Source organism: Roseateles sp. P2_H4, from assembly GCF_056403315.1.
The window spans coordinates 1-17,213 of sequence record NZ_JBFUFR010000071.1 but is presented as its reverse complement, the minus strand read 5'-3'; the positions used below and the strand labels follow the sequence as shown (position 1 = coordinate 17,213).

Annotated in this window: 14 protein-coding genes and 1 tRNA gene; 14 read left to right on the top strand and 1 reads right to left on the bottom strand. The window is 62.9% G+C overall.

Annotation, left to right across the window (positions count from 1 at the left end; all coding sequences use genetic code 11):
* From AC1DW3_RS29760 to rpoC, 10 genes are all read left to right on the top strand, one after another.
* The coding region (locus AC1DW3_RS29760) for an EF-Tu C-terminal domain-related protein (RefSeq protein ID WP_477937728.1) at positions 1 to 230 on the top strand (230 nt) is incomplete at its 5' end.
* 15 nt (positions 231 to 245) lie between these two features.
* Positions 246 to 321: transfer RNA gene (locus tag AC1DW3_RS29755), tRNA-Trp, on the top strand.
* 143 nt (positions 322 to 464) lie between these two features.
* Positions 465 to 851, top strand: a complete 387-nt coding sequence (secE, locus tag AC1DW3_RS29750; protein WP_477937726.1) for a preprotein translocase subunit SecE — start codon at positions 465 to 467, stop codon at positions 849 to 851.
* 15 nt (positions 852 to 866) lie between these two features.
* Positions 867 to 1,442, top strand: coding sequence for a transcription termination/antitermination protein NusG (nusG, locus tag AC1DW3_RS29745; protein ID WP_477937724.1), 576 nt, complete (start codon positions 867 to 869; stop codon positions 1,440 to 1,442).
* Positions 1,443 to 1,616: 174 nt separating this feature from the next.
* Positions 1,617 to 2,054, top strand: a complete 438-nt coding sequence (gene rplK / locus AC1DW3_RS29740) for a 50S ribosomal protein L11 (RefSeq protein WP_477937723.1) — start codon at positions 1,617 to 1,619, stop codon at positions 2,052 to 2,054.
* Position 2,055: 1 nt separating this feature from the next.
* Positions 2,056 to 2,766: a 50S ribosomal protein L1 gene (gene rplA / locus AC1DW3_RS29735; protein WP_477937721.1), complete on the top strand. Its 711-nt coding sequence runs from the start codon at positions 2,056 to 2,058 to the stop codon at positions 2,764 to 2,766.
* A 268-nt stretch (positions 2,767 to 3,034) separates the two neighbouring features.
* The gene (gene rplJ, locus AC1DW3_RS29730) at positions 3,035 to 3,568 is read left to right on the top strand and encodes a 50S ribosomal protein L10 (protein WP_477937719.1); all 534 of its coding nucleotides are present in this window, start codon (positions 3,035 to 3,037) and stop codon (positions 3,566 to 3,568) included.
* A gap of 51 nt (positions 3,569 to 3,619) precedes the next feature.
* The gene (gene rplL / locus AC1DW3_RS29725; protein ID WP_477937717.1) at positions 3,620 to 4,000 is read left to right on the top strand and encodes a 50S ribosomal protein L7/L12; all 381 of its coding nucleotides are present in this window, start codon (positions 3,620 to 3,622) and stop codon (positions 3,998 to 4,000) included.
* Positions 4,001 to 4,334: 334 nt separating this feature from the next.
* Entirely contained in the window at positions 4,335 to 8,456 is a 4,122-nt protein-coding gene (gene rpoB / locus AC1DW3_RS29720) for a DNA-directed RNA polymerase subunit beta (RefSeq protein WP_477937715.1), read from the top strand.
* An 11-nt stretch (positions 8,457 to 8,467) separates the two neighbouring features.
* Positions 8,468 to 12,685 carry a DNA-directed RNA polymerase subunit beta' gene (rpoC, locus tag AC1DW3_RS29715; RefSeq protein WP_477937713.1) on the top strand — a complete coding sequence of 1,406 codons (4,218 nt, stop codon included), beginning with the start codon at positions 8,468 to 8,470 and terminating at the stop codon, positions 12,683 to 12,685.
* Between the two features lie 71 nt (positions 12,686 to 12,756).
* Here the strand turns inward: rpoC and AC1DW3_RS29710 are convergent, their stop codons facing one another.
* Positions 12,757 to 13,209, bottom strand: coding sequence for a putative toxin-antitoxin system toxin component, PIN family (locus AC1DW3_RS29710; RefSeq protein ID WP_477937711.1), 453 nt, complete (start codon positions 13,207 to 13,209; stop codon positions 12,757 to 12,759).
* 180 nt (positions 13,210 to 13,389) lie between these two features.
* Here AC1DW3_RS29710 and rpsL point away from each other — a divergent pair, with 180 nt between their 5' ends.
* The 4 genes from rpsL to AC1DW3_RS29690 form a co-directional block, all read left to right on the top strand.
* Positions 13,390 to 13,764 carry a 30S ribosomal protein S12 gene (rpsL, locus tag AC1DW3_RS29705; RefSeq protein ID WP_056194784.1) on the top strand — a complete coding sequence of 125 codons (375 nt, stop codon included), beginning with the start codon at positions 13,390 to 13,392 and terminating at the stop codon, positions 13,762 to 13,764.
* A 159-nt stretch (positions 13,765 to 13,923) separates the two neighbouring features.
* Positions 13,924 to 14,394, top strand: a complete 471-nt coding sequence (gene rpsG, locus AC1DW3_RS29700; protein WP_056194782.1) for a 30S ribosomal protein S7 — start codon at positions 13,924 to 13,926, stop codon at positions 14,392 to 14,394.
* Positions 14,395 to 14,463: 69 nt separating this feature from the next.
* Positions 14,464 to 16,566 (top strand): elongation factor G, encoded by a 2,103-nt coding sequence (gene fusA / locus AC1DW3_RS29695; protein ID WP_477937709.1) that lies wholly within the window; start codon positions 14,464 to 14,466, stop codon positions 16,564 to 16,566.
* A gap of 179 nt (positions 16,567 to 16,745) precedes the next feature.
* Positions 16,746 to 17,213, top strand: a 468-nt coding sequence (locus tag AC1DW3_RS29690; RefSeq protein WP_477937055.1) for a GTP-binding protein, incomplete at its 3' end; no start/stop codon positions are given.

Sequence of the window (17,213 nt, the reverse complement as noted above, 5' to 3'; positions counted from 1 at the left end):
GCCACACCCCGTTCTTCAACAACTACCGTCCCCAGTTCTACTTCCGCACGACGGACGTGACCGGTGCCGTGGAGCTGCCGAAGGACAAGGAAATGGTCATGCCGGGCGACAACGTCGGCATCACGGTCAAGCTGATCGCTCCGATCGCGATGGAAACCGGCCTGCGCTTCGCCATCCGTGAAGGCGGTCGTACCGTCGGCTCGGGCGTCGTCGCCACGATCCTCGCGTAAGTTTTTCAAGGCCACAGGGGCATAGCTCAATTGGCAGAGCGTCGGTCTCCAAAACCGAAGGTTGGGGGTTCGAGACCCTCTGCCCCTGCCACCCGCCACTGATCACGGCGGTTGGTTCCCTGGCTAACAAGCATCGGCCCGCGAGAGAGATCTCGGCGGGCCTTGCTGCTGATGGCTACAAGCCAAAGCAGTGTCTGAAAAGTCGCTCCCGCAGCGACGCGTGAAAGTGAAGTGATGGCGAATTCTCCCCAAGTCGAGACGGTGACCACCGGCGCTGACAAGGCCAAGTTGGCCGTGGCGGTGCTGTTGCTGATCGGCGCACTGGCGGCCTATTACGGCCTGTCCAAGCAAGGTGCGCTGGTGCAGTGGGCCTCGCTGGTTGTGCTGCTGGCTGCCGCTGTGGCTGCGTTCTTCACGTCTGAGCAGGGCAAGGCGCTGATCGCCTATGGCCGCGACTCGACGCGTGAAGTGAAAAAGGTGGTCTGGCCGACCCGCAAGGAAGCAACCCAGATGACGGGCTACGTGTTTGCCTTCGTCGTCGTCATGGCGTTGTTCCTGTGGATGACGGACAAGACGTTGGAATGGGTGCTGTACGACCTGATCCTGGGCTGGAAGCGCTGATCGCAAGGAATCCTGATGTCTGAAGAACAAGTCGTCACGACCGAAGCCCCGACGGGCCTGCCCAAGCGCTGGTATGTCGTTCATGCCTATTCGGGCATGGAGAAGGCCGTCGAACGCAATCTGCGTGAGCGCATCGACCGCGCCGGCATGCAGGACAAGTTCGGTCGCATCCTGGTGCCGACCGAAGAAGTCGTCGAGCTCAAGAACGGCAAGAAGGCCGTCACCGAGCGTCGTTTCTTCCCGGGCTATGTGCTGGTCGAGATGTCGATGGACGACGAGTCCTGGCATCTGGTGAAGCACACGTCCAAGGTGACGGGTTTCGTCGGTGGCGCCAAGAACCGCCCGGCCCCGATCTCGGAAGCCGAGGTCATGAAGATCGTCAACCAGATGCAGGAAGGCGTCGAGAAGCCCCGGCCCAAGGTCGAGTGGACGGTCGGCGAGGTCGTGCGCGTCAAGGAAGGCCCTTTCACCGACTTCAATGGCTCGGTCGAAGAGGTCAACTACGACAAGTCCAAGGTGCGTGTTTCGGTCACGATCTTCGGCCGCGCGACGCCTGTTGAACTGGACTTCTCGCAGGTCGAAAAGGTCTGACCCGAGTCTCCGGGTAAACTCCTGGGTTTGGTCGGCGTCCCTTAACGACGGCCCGTGATCAGTCTGCAACGAGAGGCGGACAAGAGGAGCAAAGGTAAGGACTTCGGTCCGAGTCCGATGCGCTAGCACTCAGGTGTCCAGGCTTTGCCGCCCGGGCACTGGATTGGAGAAAACATGGCAAAGAAGATTGTCGGCTTCATCAAGCTGCAAATTCCGGCCGGCAAGGCTAACCCCTCGCCCCCGGTGGGTCCTGCGCTGGGTCAGCGTGGCCTGAACATCATGGAATTCTGCAAGGCGTTCAACGCCCAGACTTCGGCTGGTGGCTTCGAGCCCGGCATGAAGCTGCCGGTGGTCATCACCGCGTTCGCAGACAAGAGCTTCACCTTCATCATCAAGTCGCCCCCGGCGACCGTGCTGATCAAGAAGGCAGCCAAGATCGAGAAGGGCTCGCAGCGCCCCCATCTGGACAAGGTCGGCAAGCTGACCCGCGCCCAGCTGGAAGAGATCGCGAAGATCAAGACCAAGGACCTGACGGCCGCCGACATCGACGCCGCTGTCCGCACCATCGCCGGCTCTGCCCGTTCGATGGGCATCATCGTGGAAGGGGTCTGACATGGCCAAGCTCACCAAGAAGCAAAAGGCGCTGGCTGGCAAGGTCGAGTCGACCAAGCTGTACGCGCTGACCGAAGCCCTGGACCTGGTCAAGAGCCTGGCCAGCGCCAAGTTCGATGAATCCATCGACGTCGCCGTGCAACTCGGCATCGATGCCAAGAAGTCGGACCAGGTCGTTCGTGGCGCCGTCGTGCTGCCCAACGGCACCGGCAAGACCAAGCGCGTCGCCGTGTTCGCCCAAGGTGCCAAGGCTGACGAAGCCCGCGCCGCCGGCGCCGACGTCGTCGGCATGGAAGACCTGGCCGAGCGCGTCAAGGCGGGCGACATGCCCTTCGASGTGGTCATCGCCTCGCCCGACACGATGCGTGTCGTCGGTACCCTGGGTCAGATCCTGGGCCCGCGCGGCCTGATGCCTAACCCCAAGGTCGGCACCGTGACCCCGGACGTCGCCACCGCCGTCAAGAACGCCAAGGCTGGCCAGGTCCAGTTCCGCGTCGACAAGGCCGGCATCATCCACGGCACCCTCGGCCGTCGCTCGTTCGACACCGACAAGCTGGAAGGCAACCTGCGCGCGCTGATCGAAGCTCTGAACAAGAGCAAGCCGGCGTCGAGCAAGGGCATCTACCTGCGCAAGGTCGCCGTGTCCTCGACGATGGGCGTCGGCGCCCGCGTCGAAATCGCGTCGATCAACGCTCAGGCCAACGCCGCCTGAGCACAGACCAGGCCTTCGTGGCCTGATCACTGAATCTGCACGGGGCGAGTCTGGCCCCGTGCAACAAGATTGGTGGGGCGTCGCGCCGGTTCTCCGGCGTGGCGCGTCATCCAAGACCGTTGGTGGAGACCCCTTAAATCCCGGCGCGAGTCGGGAACCAACGCAGATGGCGGTCCCGCTGAAAGGAATTCTTTCCTGACAGATGGTCGCTGAATCCCTGGCGCTCCCGAAGCCGCAAGGCCGAGAGAGCAAATGTGAGGAGTAGACCTTGAGTCTCAATCGCAACGAGAAGGCAGTCGTCGTCTCCGACGTCGCAGCGCAAGCTGCCAAGTCGCAGACGCTGGCGTTGGCCGAGTACCGTGGCCTCACCGTTGAAGCCCTGAACAAGCTGCGCGTCAATGCGCGTGCCCAAGGTGTGTATCTTCACGTGCTGAAGAACACCCTGGCGCGTCGTGCTGTCGCCGGCACCCCGTTCGAGGCTGCTTCGGAGAGCATGGTCGGCCCGCTGATCTACGGCTTTTCTGAAGACGCTGTCGCGGCTGCCAAAGTCATCGCTGACTTTGCCAAGACCAACGACAAGCTCGTCATCAAGGGCGGTGCGTACGGTGGCAAGGCTCTGGACGTGAACGGCGTGAAGGCGCTGGCATCCGTCCCGAGCAAGGAAGTGCTGCTGTCGCAAATCGCAGGCCTGCTGCTGTCGCCGGTGCAACGCGCCGCGGCCGTGCTGGCTGCCCTGGCTGCAAAGCGTGGTGAAGGTGCTGTGGCTGCTGAAGCCCCCGCCGAAGCCCCGGTCGCGGCCTGATCGACGAACAACGCGTTTACACGCAAACCATCTGTTTTTTAGGAATTAATCATGGCATTCGATAAAGACGCTTTCCTGACCGCCCTGGACAGCATGTCCGTTCTGGAACTGAACGACCTGGTCAAGGCAATTGAAGAGAAGTTCGGCGTGTCCGCCGCTTCGATGGCTGCTCCGGCCGCCGGTGGCGCTGGCGGCGGTGCTGCTGCTGCTGTTGAAGAGAAGACCGAATTCAACGTCGTGCTGACTGAAGCCGGCGCACAGAAGGTCTCCGTCATCAAGGCCGTCCGCGAAATCACGGGCCTGGGTCTGAAGGAAGCCAAGGACCTGGTCGACGGCGCCCCGAAGAACGTCAAGGAAGGCGTTTCCAAGGCCGACGGCGAAGCTGCAGTCAAGAAGCTGGTCGAAGCCGGCGCCAAGGCCGAGCTCAAGTAATGTCCTGGGGTTGGACCTGCGCAGCAGCTCCGACCCCACCGACTAGAAAAGGGGTTGCCTTTGGGCTTCCCCTTTTTCGTCTTTACGGGTTTGTCCCCGTAGAGAACAGCTGAAAGAATCGCGCGCGGTATGATGCGCGGTTCTTTCATGTGTTCTCTGATCCGACTGCAGAGAACCAGTTTGGTCGGACTTTGGTGCAACGCCAGAGTTGTCCGCCAGCGGTTGGTAGTGGCCAACCACCAAGCTCGTCATCCGCCCGTTCTGGGTGGGTGAGCCAGCCAGTCGCCGACGCGGCTCGCCCCACGGCCAGGGGTGGGCTCGACACGGAGTGTTTATGGCGCAAGCAACCCCCTACAGCTATACCGAGCGCAAGCGGATCCGCAAGAGCTTCGGCAAGCGCGAGAGCGTTCTCAACGTTCCCTATCTGCTCACCATGCAGAAGGACAGCTACGTGGCCTTCCTGCAAAAGGACGTGCCCGCCGCCAAACGCAAGCCCGAAGGGCTGCAGGCGGCCTTCCTCTCGGCGTTCCCGATTGTTTCGCACAACGGTTTCGTCGAGATGAAGTTCCTCGAGTTCAACATCGCCAAGCCGCCGTTCGACACCCGTGAGTGCCAGCAGCGGGGGTTGACCTACGCAGCCGCCGTGCGTGCGCGCCTGCAGATGATCATCTATGACCGTGAGTCGCCCCAGGCGAAGACGGTCAAGGAAATCAAGGAGCAAGAGGTCTACATGGGCGAAGTGCCCCTGATGACCGACTACGGCTCCTTCATCGTCAACGGTACCGAGCGCGTCATCGTGTCGCAGCTGCACCGTTCGCCGGGCGTGTTCTTCGAGCACGACAAGGGCAAGACGCATTCGTCGGGCAAGCTGCTGTTCAGCGCCCGCATCATTCCCTACCGCGGCTCCTGGCTGGACTTCGAGTTCGACCCGAAGGACATCCTGTACTTCCGCGTCGACCGCCGCCGCAAGATGCCGGTCACCATCCTGCTCAAGGCCATCGGCCTGAACCCCGAGCAGATCCTGGCCCACTTCTTCGTGTTCGACAACTTCCGCCTGATGGACGTTGGCGCGCAGCTCGAGTTCGTCGCCGACCGCCTGAAGGGTGAAGTTGCCCGCTTCGACATCGTCGACAAGTCGGGTGCCGTCATCGTCGAGAAGGACAAGCGCATCACCGCTCGTCACGTGCGCCAGCTGGAGCAGTCCGGCACGCAGCACATCTCGGTGCCCGAGGACTTCCTGGTCGGCCGCGTGCTGGCCAAGAACATGATCGACGCCGACACCGGCGAGATCATCGCCAAGGCCAATGACGAACTGACCGACGCGCTGCTGAAGAAGCTGCGCCAGGCCGGCGTCAAGGAAGTGCAGGCCCTGTTCACGAACGAGCTGGACGAAGGCGCCTACATCTCGCAGACGCTGGCGTCCGACGAGACCGAGACGCAGCTGGCCGCCCGCGTCGCCATCTACCGCATGATGCGCCCCGGCGAGCCGCCGACGGAAGATGCCGTCGAGGCCCTGTTCAACCGCCTGTTCTACAGCACCGACACCTACGACCTGAGCCGTGTCGGCCGCATGAAGTTCAACGCGCGTGTCGGCCGTGACACGCCCGAAGGCAACATGAACCTGTCCAACGAGGACATCCTTGACGTCGTCAAGATCCTCGTCGAGCTGCGCAATGGCCGCGGCGAAGTGGACGACATCGACCACCTGGGCAACCGTCGCGTGCGTTGCGTGGGCGAACTGGCCGAAAACCAGTACCGCTCGGGCCTCGCCCGCATCGAGAAGGCCGTCAAGGAGCGTCTGGGCCAGGCCGAGACCGAAGCCCTGATGCCGCACGACCTGATCAACTCCAAGCCGATCTCCGCGGCGCTGAAGGAGTTCTTCGGTGCGTCGCAGCTGTCGCAGTTCATGGACCAGACCAACCCGCTGTCGGAAATCACGCACAAGCGTCGTGTTTCCGCTCTTGGCCCGGGCGGTCTGACCCGCGAGCGCGCCGGCTTCGAAGTCCGCGACGTGCACCCGACCCACTACGGCCGCGTCTGCCCGATCGAAACGCCTGAAGGTCCGAACATCGGCCTGATCAACTCGCTGGCGCTGTATGCACAGCTCAACGAGTACGGCTTCCTGGAAACGCCGTACCGTCGCGTCGTCGACGGCCACGTCACCGACCAGATCGACTACCTGTCCGCCATCGAGGAAGGCAAGTACGTCATCGCCCAGGCCAACGCCACGCTGAACGCGGGCGGTGAGCTGACCGACGAGCTGGTGTCTGCCCGTGAAAACGGCGAATCGGTGCTGACGTCGCCCGAGCGCATCCAGTACATGGACGTGGCGCCGACGCAAATCGTGTCGGTCGCGGCCTCGCTCGTGCCCTTCCTGGAGCACGACGATGCGAACCGCGCACTGATGGGCGCCAACATGCAGCGCCAGGCCGTGCCGGTGCTGCGTCCCGAGAAGGCTTTCGTGGGTACGGGCGTCGAGCGCGTCGCCGCGAAGGACTCGGGCACGGTGGTCGCGGCTCGCCGCGGCGGCGTGGTCGACTATGTCGACACGAACCGCATCGTGATCCGCGTGAACGATGACGAGACCGTGGCCGGTGAGGTCGGTGTCGACATCTACAACCTGATCAAGTACCAGCGTTCCAACCAGAACACCAACATCCACCAGCGCCCCATCGTGCGCCGTGGCGACAAGGTGGCGGCCGAGGACATCATTGCCGACGGCGCTTCCACCGACATCGGTGAACTGGCCCTGGGCCAGAACATGCTGGTCGCGTTCATGCCCTGGAACGGCTACAACTTCGAAGACTCGATCCTGATCAGCGAACGCGTCATCGCCGAAGACCGCTACACCTCGATCCACATCGAGGAACTGGTGGTCAACGCGCGTGACACCAAGCTGGGCGCCGAGGAAATCACCCGCGACATCCCGAATCTGTCGGAGCAACAACTCGGCCGTCTGGACGAGTCGGGCATCGTCTACATCGGTGCCRAGGTGAACCCGGGCGACGTGCTGGTCGGCAAGGTCACGCCCAAGGGCGAGACGACGCTGACGCCGGAAGAGAAGCTGCTGCGCGCCATCTTCGGCGAGAAGGCTTCGGACGTGAAGGACACGTCGCTGCGCGTCGACCAAGGCACGCAAGGCACCGTCATCGACGTGCAGGTCTTCACCCGTGAAGGCATCCAGCGCGACAAGCGCGCCCAGCAGATCATCGACGACGAGCTGAAGCGCTACCGCCTGGACCTGAACGACCAGCTGCGCATCGTCGAAAGCGACGCCTTCGACCGTATCGAGAAGCTGCTCAATGGCAAGGTCGCCAATGGCGGCCCGCAGAAGATCGCCAAGGGCACCAAGATCGACAAGGACTACCTGGCCTCGGTCGAGCGCTTCCACTGGTTCGACATCCGTCCGGCCGAGGAAGAGATCGCCAACCAGCTCGAGTCGATCAAGAACTCGCTCGACCAGACCCGCCACAGCTTCGACCTGGCTTTTGAAGAAAAGCGCAAGAAGCTGACGCAGGGCGACGAGCTGCCCGCCGGCGTGCTGAAGATGGTCAAGGTCTACCTGGCCGTCAAGCGTCGCCTGCAGCCTGGCGACAAGATGGCCGGCCGTCACGGCAACAAGGGTGTCGTGTCCAAGGTCACCCCGATCGAAGACATGCCCTACATGGCCGACGGCACCCCTGCCGACATCGTGCTGAACCCGCTGGGCGTCCCGTCGCGGATGAACGTGGGTCAGGTGCTGGAAGTGCATCTGGGCTGGGCCGGCAAGGGCATCGGCCAGCGCATCGGCGACATGCTGCAGCAGCACACCAAGGTGGCTGAGCTGCGCAAGCTGTTCGACGAGCTCTACAACCAGAGCGGTGGCAAGACCGAGAACATCGACGACCTGACGGACACCGAAGTGCTGGAGATGGCCTCCAACCTCGCCAAGGGCGTGCCCTTCGCGACGCCGGTCTTCGACGGCGCCAAGGAAGAGGAAATCCGCGGCATGCTGAAGCTGGCCTACCCGGACGACATCGCCGCCAAGAAGGGTCTGACTGCCACGCGCACCCAGGCCTGGCTGTGCGACGGCCGTACCGGCGAGCAGTTCGAGCGCCCGGTCACCGTCGGCTACATGCACGTGCTGAAGCTGCACCACTTGGTGGACGACAAGATGCACGCCCGTTCGACCGGCCCGTACTCCCTCGTCACGCAGCAACCGCTGGGCGGCAAGGCGCAGTTCGGCGGCCAGCGTTTCGGCGAAATGGAAGTCTGGGCGCTGGAAGCCTACGGCGCCTCGTACATCCTGCAGGAAATGCTGACGGTCAAGTCCGACGACGTGAACGGCCGGACCAAGGTCTACGAAAGCATCGTCAAGGGCGAACACGCCATCGAAGCGGGCATGCCCGAATCGTTCAATGTGCTGGTCAAGGAAATCCGCTCCTTGGGCATCGACATTGAACTGGAACGCAATTAAGGAGCAGATGCATGAAGGGACTACTCGACCTTTTCAAGCAATTCACCCCCGATGAGCATTTCGATGCCATCAAGATCGGCCTGGCATCTCCGGAGAAGATCCGCAGCTGGTCGTTCGGCGAGGTGAAGAAGCCCGAGACCATCAACTACCGCACCTTCAAGCCGGAACGCGACGGCCTGTTCTGCGCCAAGATCTTTGGCCCGATCAAGGACTACGAGTGCCTGTGCGGCAAGTACAAGCGCCTCAAGCACCGCGGTGTCATCTGCGAGAAGTGCGGCGTTGAAGTCACCCAGACCAAGGTTCGCCGTGACCGCATGGGCCACATCGACCTGGCTGCGCCTTGCGCGCACATCTGGTTCCTGAAGTCGCTGCCGTCGCGTCTGGGCCTGGTGCTCGACATGACGCTGCGCGACATCGAACGCGTGCTGTACTTCGAAGCGTATGTGGTCGTCGACAGCGGCATGACGCCGCTGAAGAAGTTCTCGATCATGAGCGAGGACGACTACGACGCCAAGCGCATCGAGTACGGTGACGAGTTCATCGCGCTGATGGGCGCCGAGGGCATCAAGAAGCTGCTGGAGGAAATGGATCTCGACATCGAGATCGACAAGCTCCGCAACGACATGACCGGCTCCGAGCTCAAGGTCAAGAAGAACTCCAAGCGCCTGAAGGTCATGGAGGCCTTCAAGAAGTCCGGCATCAAGCCGAACTGGATGGTGCTGGACGTGCTGCCCGTGCTACCGCCGGACCTGCGGCCGCTCGTTCCCCTGGACGGCGGCCGCTTCGCGACCTCCGACCTGAACGACCTCTACCGTCGCGTCATCAACCGCAACAACCGCCTGGCCCGTCTGCTCGAGCTGAAGGCCCCTGAAATCATCGTGCGCAACGAAAAGCGCATGCTGCAGGAAGCCGTCGACTCGCTGCTGGACAACGGCCGTCGCGGCAAGGCGATGACCGGCGCGAACAAGCGTGCCCTCAAGTCGCTGGCCGACATGATCAAGGGCAAGAGCGGTCGCTTCCGTCAGAACTTGCTGGGCAAGCGCGTCGACTACTCGGGCCGTTCGGTCATCGTGGTCGGCCCGACGCTCAAGCTGCATCAGTGCGGCCTGCCCAAGCTGATGGCGCTCGAGCTCTTCAAGCCCTTCATCTTCTCTCGCCTCGAAGCCATGGGCATCGCGACGACGATCAAGGCTGCCAAGAAGGAAGTCGAGTCCGGCACACCGGTGGTCTGGGACATCCTGGAAGAAGTCATCAAGGAGCACCCGGTCCTGCTGAACCGCGCCCCGACGCTGCACCGCCTCGGCATCCAGGCTTTCGAGCCCGTGCTGATCGAAGGCAAGGCCATCCAGCTGCACCCGCTCGTCTGCTCGGCCTTCAACGCCGACTTCGACGGTGACCAGATGGCCGTCCACGTGCCGCTGTCGATCGAAGCGCAGATGGAAGCCCGCACGCTGATGCTGGCCTCCAACAACGTGTTGTTCCCGGCTTCCGGCGAACCGTCGATCGTGCCGTCGCAAGACGTGGTGCTGGGTCTGTACTACGCGACCCGCGAACGCACCAATGGCAAGGGCGAGGGCATGATCTTCTCGGACATTCCCGAGATGATCCGCGCCCTGGAAAACGGCGCCGTCGAGATCACCGCCAAGATCAGCGTGCGTCTGGTCGAGTGGACCAAGGACAAGGACACGGGCGAGTTCGTGGCCGAGACCAAGCTGACGGACACCACCGTCGGCCGCGCTCTGCTGTCGGAAATCCTGCCCAAGGGCCTGCCTTTCAGCAACATCAACAAGGCACTGAAGAAGAAGGAGATCAGCAAGCTGATCAACACCTCCTTCCGCAAGTGCGGCCTGAAGGAAACCGTCGTGCTGGCCGACAAGCTGCTGCAAAGCGGCTTCAAGCTCGCCACGCGCGCCGGCATCTCCATCGCCATCGACGACATGCTGGTGCCCGCTCAGAAGCACACGCTGATCGAGCGCGCCGAGAAGGAAGTCAAGGAGATCGAGCAGCAGTACGTCTCGGGTCTCGTGACGGCCGGCGAGCGCTACAACAAGGTCGTGGACATCTGGGGCAAGGCCGGTGACGAAATCGGCAAGAAGATGATGGACCATCTGAAGGTCGAGAAGACGGTTGATCGCCACGGCAAGACCGTCGATCAAGAGTCCTTCAACTCGATCTACATGATGGCCGACTCGGGTGCCCGCGGTAGCGCGGCCCAGATTCGCCAGCTGGCCGGCATGCGGGGCCTGATGGCCAAGCCTGACGGCTCCATCATCGAGACGCCCATCACGGCGAACTTCCGTGAAGGTCTGAACGTTCTGCAGTACTTCATCTCCACCCACGGTGCTCGTAAGGGCCTGGCGGACACGGCGCTGAAGACCGCGAACTCCGGCTACCTGACGCGTCGTCTGGTCGACGTGACCCAGGATCTGGTCGTCATCGAGGAAGACTGCGGCACCGACAACGGCATGGCGATGCGCGCCCTGGTCGAAGGTGGTGAAGTCATCGAATCGCTGCGTGACCGTGTCCTCGGCCGCGTCACCGCCATCGATGTCGTGCACCCCGAAACCCAGGCTTCGCTGCTGGGCGCCAGCCACATGCTGGACGAAGACACGCTCGACGTGCTGGAGGCTGCCGGCGTCGACGAGATCAAGGTCCGCACGCCGCTGACCTGCGCCACGCGCTTCGGCCTGTGCGCCAAGTGCTATGGCCGTGACCTCGGCCGTGGCGGCCTGGTCAACACCGGTGAAGCTGTGGGCGTCATCGCCGCGCAGTCCATCGGTGAGCCGGGCACGCAGCTGACGATGCGGACTTTCCACATCGGCGGTGCCGCGTCGCGCGCTGCTGTCGCCTCGAGCGTCGAAGCCAAGTCGGACGGCATCATCGGCTTCAACGCCACGATGCGCTACGTCACCAACGGCAAGGGTGAGTTGGTCGTGATTTCCCGCTCCGGCGAGATCGTCATCTCCGACCCGCACGGCCGCGAGCGTGAGCGTCACAAGGTGCCTTACGGCGCGATCCTGAACATCAAGGCCAGCCAGACCATCAAGGCCGGCCTGGTGCTCGCGAACTGGGACCCGCTGACCCGCCCGATCATCACGGAATTCGCCGGCAAGGCGAAGTTCGAGAACGTCGAGGAAGGCGTGACCGTCGCCAAGCAGGTGGACGAAGTGACCGGCCTGTCGACGCTGGTGGTCATCGACCCGAAGCGCCGTGGTGCTGCCAAGGTCATCCGTCCGCAGGTCAAGCTGCTGGACGCTGGCGGCCACGAGGTCAAGATCCCCGGTACCGACCACTCGGTGGCCATCGGCTTCCAGGTCGGCTCGCTGATCCAGATCCGCGACGGTCAGGAACTGCTGCCCGGTGAAGTGCTCGCCCGTATCCCGGTCGAAGGCCAGAAGACCCGTGACATTACCGGCGGTCTGCCGCGTGTCGCCGAGCTCTTCGAAGCCCGCTCGCCCAAGGACGTCGGCGTGCTGGCCGAGCAGACCGGTACCGTGTCGTTCGGCAAGGAGACCAAGGGCAAGATTCGCCTGCAGATCACCGATCCGGACGGCAAGGCCCACGAGGAGCTGGTGCCCAAGGAAAAGAACATCCTGGTGCACGAAGGCCAGGTGGTCAACCGTGGTGAACTGATCGTCGACGGCGCAGCGGACCCGCAGGACATCCTGCGTCTGCTGGGCATCGAGGAACTGGCGCGCTACATCGTCGACGAAGTGCAGGACGTGTACCGACTCCAGGGCGTGAAGATCAACGACAAGCACATCGAGGTGATCGTTCGCCAGATGCTGCGCCGCGTGGTCATCACCAACCCGGGCGACACGACCTACATCCTCAACGAGCAGGTCGAGCGTTCGGAGCTGCTGGACACCAACGACCGCATGCGCAAGGAAGGCAAGACGACGGCCACCCATGCCGACGTGCTGCTGGGCATCACCAAGGCCTCGCTGTCGACGGACTCCTTCATCTCGGCCGCTTCCTTCCAGGAAACGACCCGCGTGCTCACCGAGGCTGCCATCATGGGCAAGCGCGACGAGCTGCGTGGCCTGAAGGAAAACGTCATCGTCGGCCGCCTGATCCCGGCCGGCACCGGCATGGCCTTCCATGAGGCGCGCCGCGTCAAGGAAGCCATGGACGACGCCGAGCGCCGTGCCATCGCGCTGCAGGAGGCTGAAGAGCTGGCTGCCGCACAGATGGCTGGCGTGGACGCTGGCGACCATTCCGCCGAGTAAGGCTGAACAAGCCACGGGGTTCACGCCCCGCAAAGCCGCCCCGGCTCAGGCCGCGGGCGGCTTTTTCTTTGTCAGTCCGGCGCCCATTGTTCAGGCTTCAGGATCGCAAGGCCTCGCGGTCGAGCGCGCTTGGCCAGTGCCAGCAAAGCCTTGTCGCGCGAGATCAGCCAGCGGGCCTGCGTTGCCAGCGCCAGGTCGATGAACTTCTGGTCATCGGGGTCGCGGCAGACCAGGCGACCGGCTAGGGGTTGCGGCTCGATGGTCTCGATGGCTTCGGCATGCGTGTCGAACTGCGTCTCTATGAAGGCGAGATCCGGCGTGTAGGCAGCGGCGATACCCCGGCCCAATACGTGGCGGATCTCGTCGCGCATCGCCGGGGCCACCAGCCAGCGCAATGCGCCCGAGGTCACGGCGGAAGTCAGCGCCTGCACACGGGCGTCGCGAAACACCAGCCAGTCCATCACGACCTGGGTGTCGATGACGATGGCCGGTTTGTTCGTGGAGGGCAGGGCGGGGGCATCCATGCCGTCAGCTTACCCGGGCGAAGCCGGGTCTACGGGCAGACCCTTGTGCCGATTTCCACAGCGGTCTACAATCCTCGGCTCTTCGCCATTTGGGCGGCGTATCTCCGTGGGCGCACGCAAGTGCACCGGGCTGCGCTACCGAATGCGAGGTTCACTGACTTCAAACGGGAACAAGTCGTAATGCCAACCATCAATCAACTGGTGCGCCACGGTCGAGAGGCCGAGGTCACCAAGTCCAAGTCGCCTGCGATGCAGAACTGCCCGCAGCGCCGCGGTGTCTGCACCCGCGTCTACACCACCACGCCCAAGAAGCCGAACTCGGCTCTGCGTAAGGTCGCCAAGGTGCGCCTGACCAACGGTTTCGAGGTCATCTCGTACATCGGCGGTGAAGGCCACAACCTGCAAGAACACAGTGTCGTGCTCGTGCGCGGCGGCCGTGTGAAGGACTTGCCCGGCGTGCGTTACCACATCGTCCGTGGCTCGCTCGACCTGCAAGGCGTCAAGGATCGCAAGCAATCGCGTTCCAAGTACGGTGCGAAGCGTCCGAAGAAGTAAATCGTTTGTTCGGTTCAGTCGCTACTGACTGATCCAACGTTGTTGCGGCCCCTGAAATGTCTCAGTGGCCGAGTAAGTGGATGACCCCAGATGTCGGTGGTTGTCCAGCGGAGTCAGGCCAACAAAGCCGCCTCCAACTGAAGCAGAAGGAAGAATCCCATGCCACGTCGTCGCGAAGTACCCAAGCGCGAAATCCTGCCGGACCCCAAGTTCGGTTCCGTCGATCTGTCCAAGTTCATGAACGTCATCATGGAATCGGGCAAGAAGGCCGTCGCTGAGCGCATCATCTACGGTGCCCTGGAGCAGGTCGAGAAGAAGATCGGCAAGGACCCGCTGGAAGTGTTCATGGTTGCCCTGAACAACGTGAAGCCCATGGTCGAAGTGAAGTCCCGCCGTGTCGGTGGTGCGAACTACCAAGTTCCCGTGGAAGTTCGCCCCGTCCGCCGGATGGCCCTCGCCATGCGCTGGTTGAAGGAATCCGCTCGCAAGCGCGGTGAGAAGTCGATGGCTCAACGCCTGGCCAATGAACTGCTGGAGGCTGCAGAAGGCCGTGGCGGCGCGATGAAGAAGCGCGACGAAGTTCACCGCATGGCAGAAGCCAACAAGGCTTTCTCGCACTTCCGCTTCTAAACTCACTGTCTTTCAGCCGCCTCGGGTTTCTACCAACCCGCTGGCGGCTCATGCCTTCTGGAGCAAACCATGGCCCGCAAAACCCCCATCGAGCGCTACCGCAACATCGGTATCTCCGCGCACATCGATGCCGGCAAGACCACCACCACCGAACGCATCCTCTACTACACCGGTGTGAACCACAAGATCGGTGAAGTGCACGATGGCGCCGCCACGATGGACTGGATGGAGCAAGAGCAAGAGCGCGGCATCACGATCACGTCCGCTGCCACGACCTGCTTCTGGAAGGGCATGGACCTGGCTCGCCCCGAGCACCGCATCAACATCATCGACACCCCCGGGCACGTCGACTTCACGATTGAAGTCGAGCGCTCCATGCGCGTGCTGGACGGCGCCTGCATGGTCTATTGCGCGGTGGGTGGCGTGCAGCCCCAGTCGGAAACCGTCTGGCGCCAGGCCAACAAGTACAAGGTGCCCCGCCTCGCGTTCGTCAACAAGATGGACCGCACCGGCGCGAACTTCTTCAAGGTCTACGACCAGATGAAGCTGCGCCTGAAGGCCAACCCCGTGCCCGTCGTCATCCCCATCGGCGCCGAAGACAAGTTCACCGGCGTGATCGACCTCATCAAGATGAAGGCGATCATTTGGGACGAAGCCTCGCAAGGCATGAAGTTCAGCTACGAAGACATTCCGGCTGACCTGCAGGCTGACGCCGTCAAATGGCGCGAAAACCTCATCGAAGCCGCCGCTGAATCCAGCGAAGAGCTGATGAACAAGTACCTGGAGTCGGGTGATCTGGACGAAGAAGAAATCGTCTCGGCCATCCGCAAGCGCACCATCGCCGCTGAAATCCAGCCGATGTTCTGCGGCACCGCCTTCAAGAACAAGGGCGTGCAGCGCATGCTCGACGGCATCATCGATTTCATGCCCTCGCCGGCTGACATCCCGCCGGTGCCCGGCACCGACGAAGACGACCAGCCGGTCGTGCGCGAGCGTATCGACGAAGAGAAGTTCGCTGCGCTGGCCTTCAAGCTGATGACCGACCCCTACGTCGGCCAGCTGACCTTCGTGCGCGTCTACTCCGGCGTGCTGAAGTCGGGCGACTCGGTCTACAACCCGATCCGCGGCAAGAAGGAACGTATCGGCCGGATCCTGCAGATGYACGCCAACCAGCGTGAAGAAATCTCGGAAATTCTGGCCGGCGACATCGCCGCCTGCGTGGGCCTGAAGGACGTCACCACGGGCGAAACCCTGTGCGACCCCGACAGCATCATCACGCTGGAGAAGATGGTCTTCCCCGAGCCCGTGATCTCGCAGGCCGTCGAGCCCAAGACCAAGGCCGACCAGGAAAAGATGGGTATCGCCCTGGGCCGTCTGGCCAAGGAAGACCCGTCCTTCCGTCTGCGCACCGATGAAGAATCGGGCCAGACCATCATCTCCGGCATGGGCGAGTTGCACCTGGAAATCATTGTCGACCGCATGAAGCGCGAGTTCGGCGTGGAAGCCAACGTCGGCAAGCCGCAGGTGGCCTACCGCGAAACCATCCGCAAGACCGCCACCGACGTCGAAGGCAAGTTTGTTCGCCAGTCGGGCGGCAAGGGCCAGTACGGTCACGTCGTGCTGACCGTCGAGCCGCAAGAGCCGGGCAAGGGCTTCGAGTTCGTCGACGCCATCAAGGGCGGTGTGGTGCCGCGCGAGTACATCCCCGCGGTGGAAAAGGGCATCATCGATTCCCTGCCGAACGGCGTGCTGGCGGGCTTCCCGGTGGTCGACGTGAAGGTCACGCTGACCTTCGGTTCCTACCACGACGTGGACTCGAACGAAAACGCGTTCAAGATGGCCGCATCCCTGGGCTTCAAGGAAGGCTGCCGCAAGGCTTCGCCGGTGATCCTGGAGCCGATGATGGCCGTGGAAGTCGAGACGCCTGAAGACTACGCCGGCAACGTGATGGGTGACCTGTCCAGCCGTCGCGGCATGGTGCAGGGCATGGACGACATGGTCGGCGGCGGCAAGGCGATCAAGGCCGAAGTCCCGCTGTCGGAAATGTTCGGCTACTCGACGACCCTGCGCTCGATGTCGCAAGGCCGTGCCACGTACACGATGGAGTTCAAGCACTACAGCGAAGCTCCGAAGAACGTGGCCGACGCGATCATCACCGCGCGTACCAAGTAAAGCCTTGGGGTTGGACCTGCGAAGCAGCTCCGACCTCACTGATCAAGCCGGCAAGGGCTCGAGCCTGCGCCGCCGTCTTCTCGTGAACCGCCCTGGGTTGCCAGTCACCGGGGATTTCCGGTTCACGAGGAAACGCAAAACCAACCGACTGGCAATGCTCTTTCTCTGGAGTCAAGAAAATGGCAAAAGGCAAGTTTGAACGTACGAAGCCTCACGTGAACGTGGGCACGATTGGTCACGTCGACCACGGCAAGACGACGCTGACCGCGGCGATCGCAACGGTGCTGTCCAAGAAGTTCGGCGGCGAGGCCAAGGCCTACGACCAGATCGACGCAGCGCCGGAAGAAAAGGCCCGCGGCATCACGATCAACACCGCGCACGTCGAGTACGAGACGGCTAACCGCCACTACGCGCACGTTGACTGCCCCGGCCACGCCGACTACGTCAAGAACATGATCACCGGTGCCGCCCAGATGGACGGCGCCATCCTGGTGTGCTCGGCCGCTGACGGCCCGATGCCCCAGACCCGCGAGCACATCCTGCTGGCTCGCCAGGTCGGCGTGAAGTTCATCATCGTCTTCCTGAACAAGTGCGACATGGTCGACGACGCCGAGCTGCTCGAGCTGGTCGAAATGGAAGTGCGCGAG

Bases quoted from the DNA above. Each gene is read 5' to 3' on its own strand.
- rpoC (WP_477937713.1), top strand. From the start codon at position 8,468: ATGAAGGGACTACTCGACCTTTTCAAGCAATTCACCCCCGATGAGCAT.
- AC1DW3_RS29710 (WP_477937711.1), bottom strand. From the start codon at position 13,209: ATGGATGCCCCCGCCCTGCCCTCCACGAACAAACCGGCCATCGTCATC.
- rplL (WP_477937717.1), top strand. From the start codon at position 3,620: ATGGCATTCGATAAAGACGCTTTCCTGACCGCCCTGGACAGCATGTCC.
- rplK (WP_477937723.1), top strand. From the start codon at position 1,617: ATGGCAAAGAAGATTGTCGGCTTCATCAAGCTGCAAATTCCGGCCGGC.
- secE (WP_477937726.1), top strand. From the start codon at position 465: ATGGCGAATTCTCCCCAAGTCGAGACGGTGACCACCGGCGCTGACAAG.
- rpsG (WP_056194782.1), top strand. From the start codon at position 13,924: ATGCCACGTCGTCGCGAAGTACCCAAGCGCGAAATCCTGCCGGACCCC.
- nusG (WP_477937724.1), top strand. From the start codon at position 867: ATGTCTGAAGAACAAGTCGTCACGACCGAAGCCCCGACGGGCCTGCCC.
- rpsL (WP_056194784.1), top strand. From the start codon at position 13,390: ATGCCAACCATCAATCAACTGGTGCGCCACGGTCGAGAGGCCGAGGTC.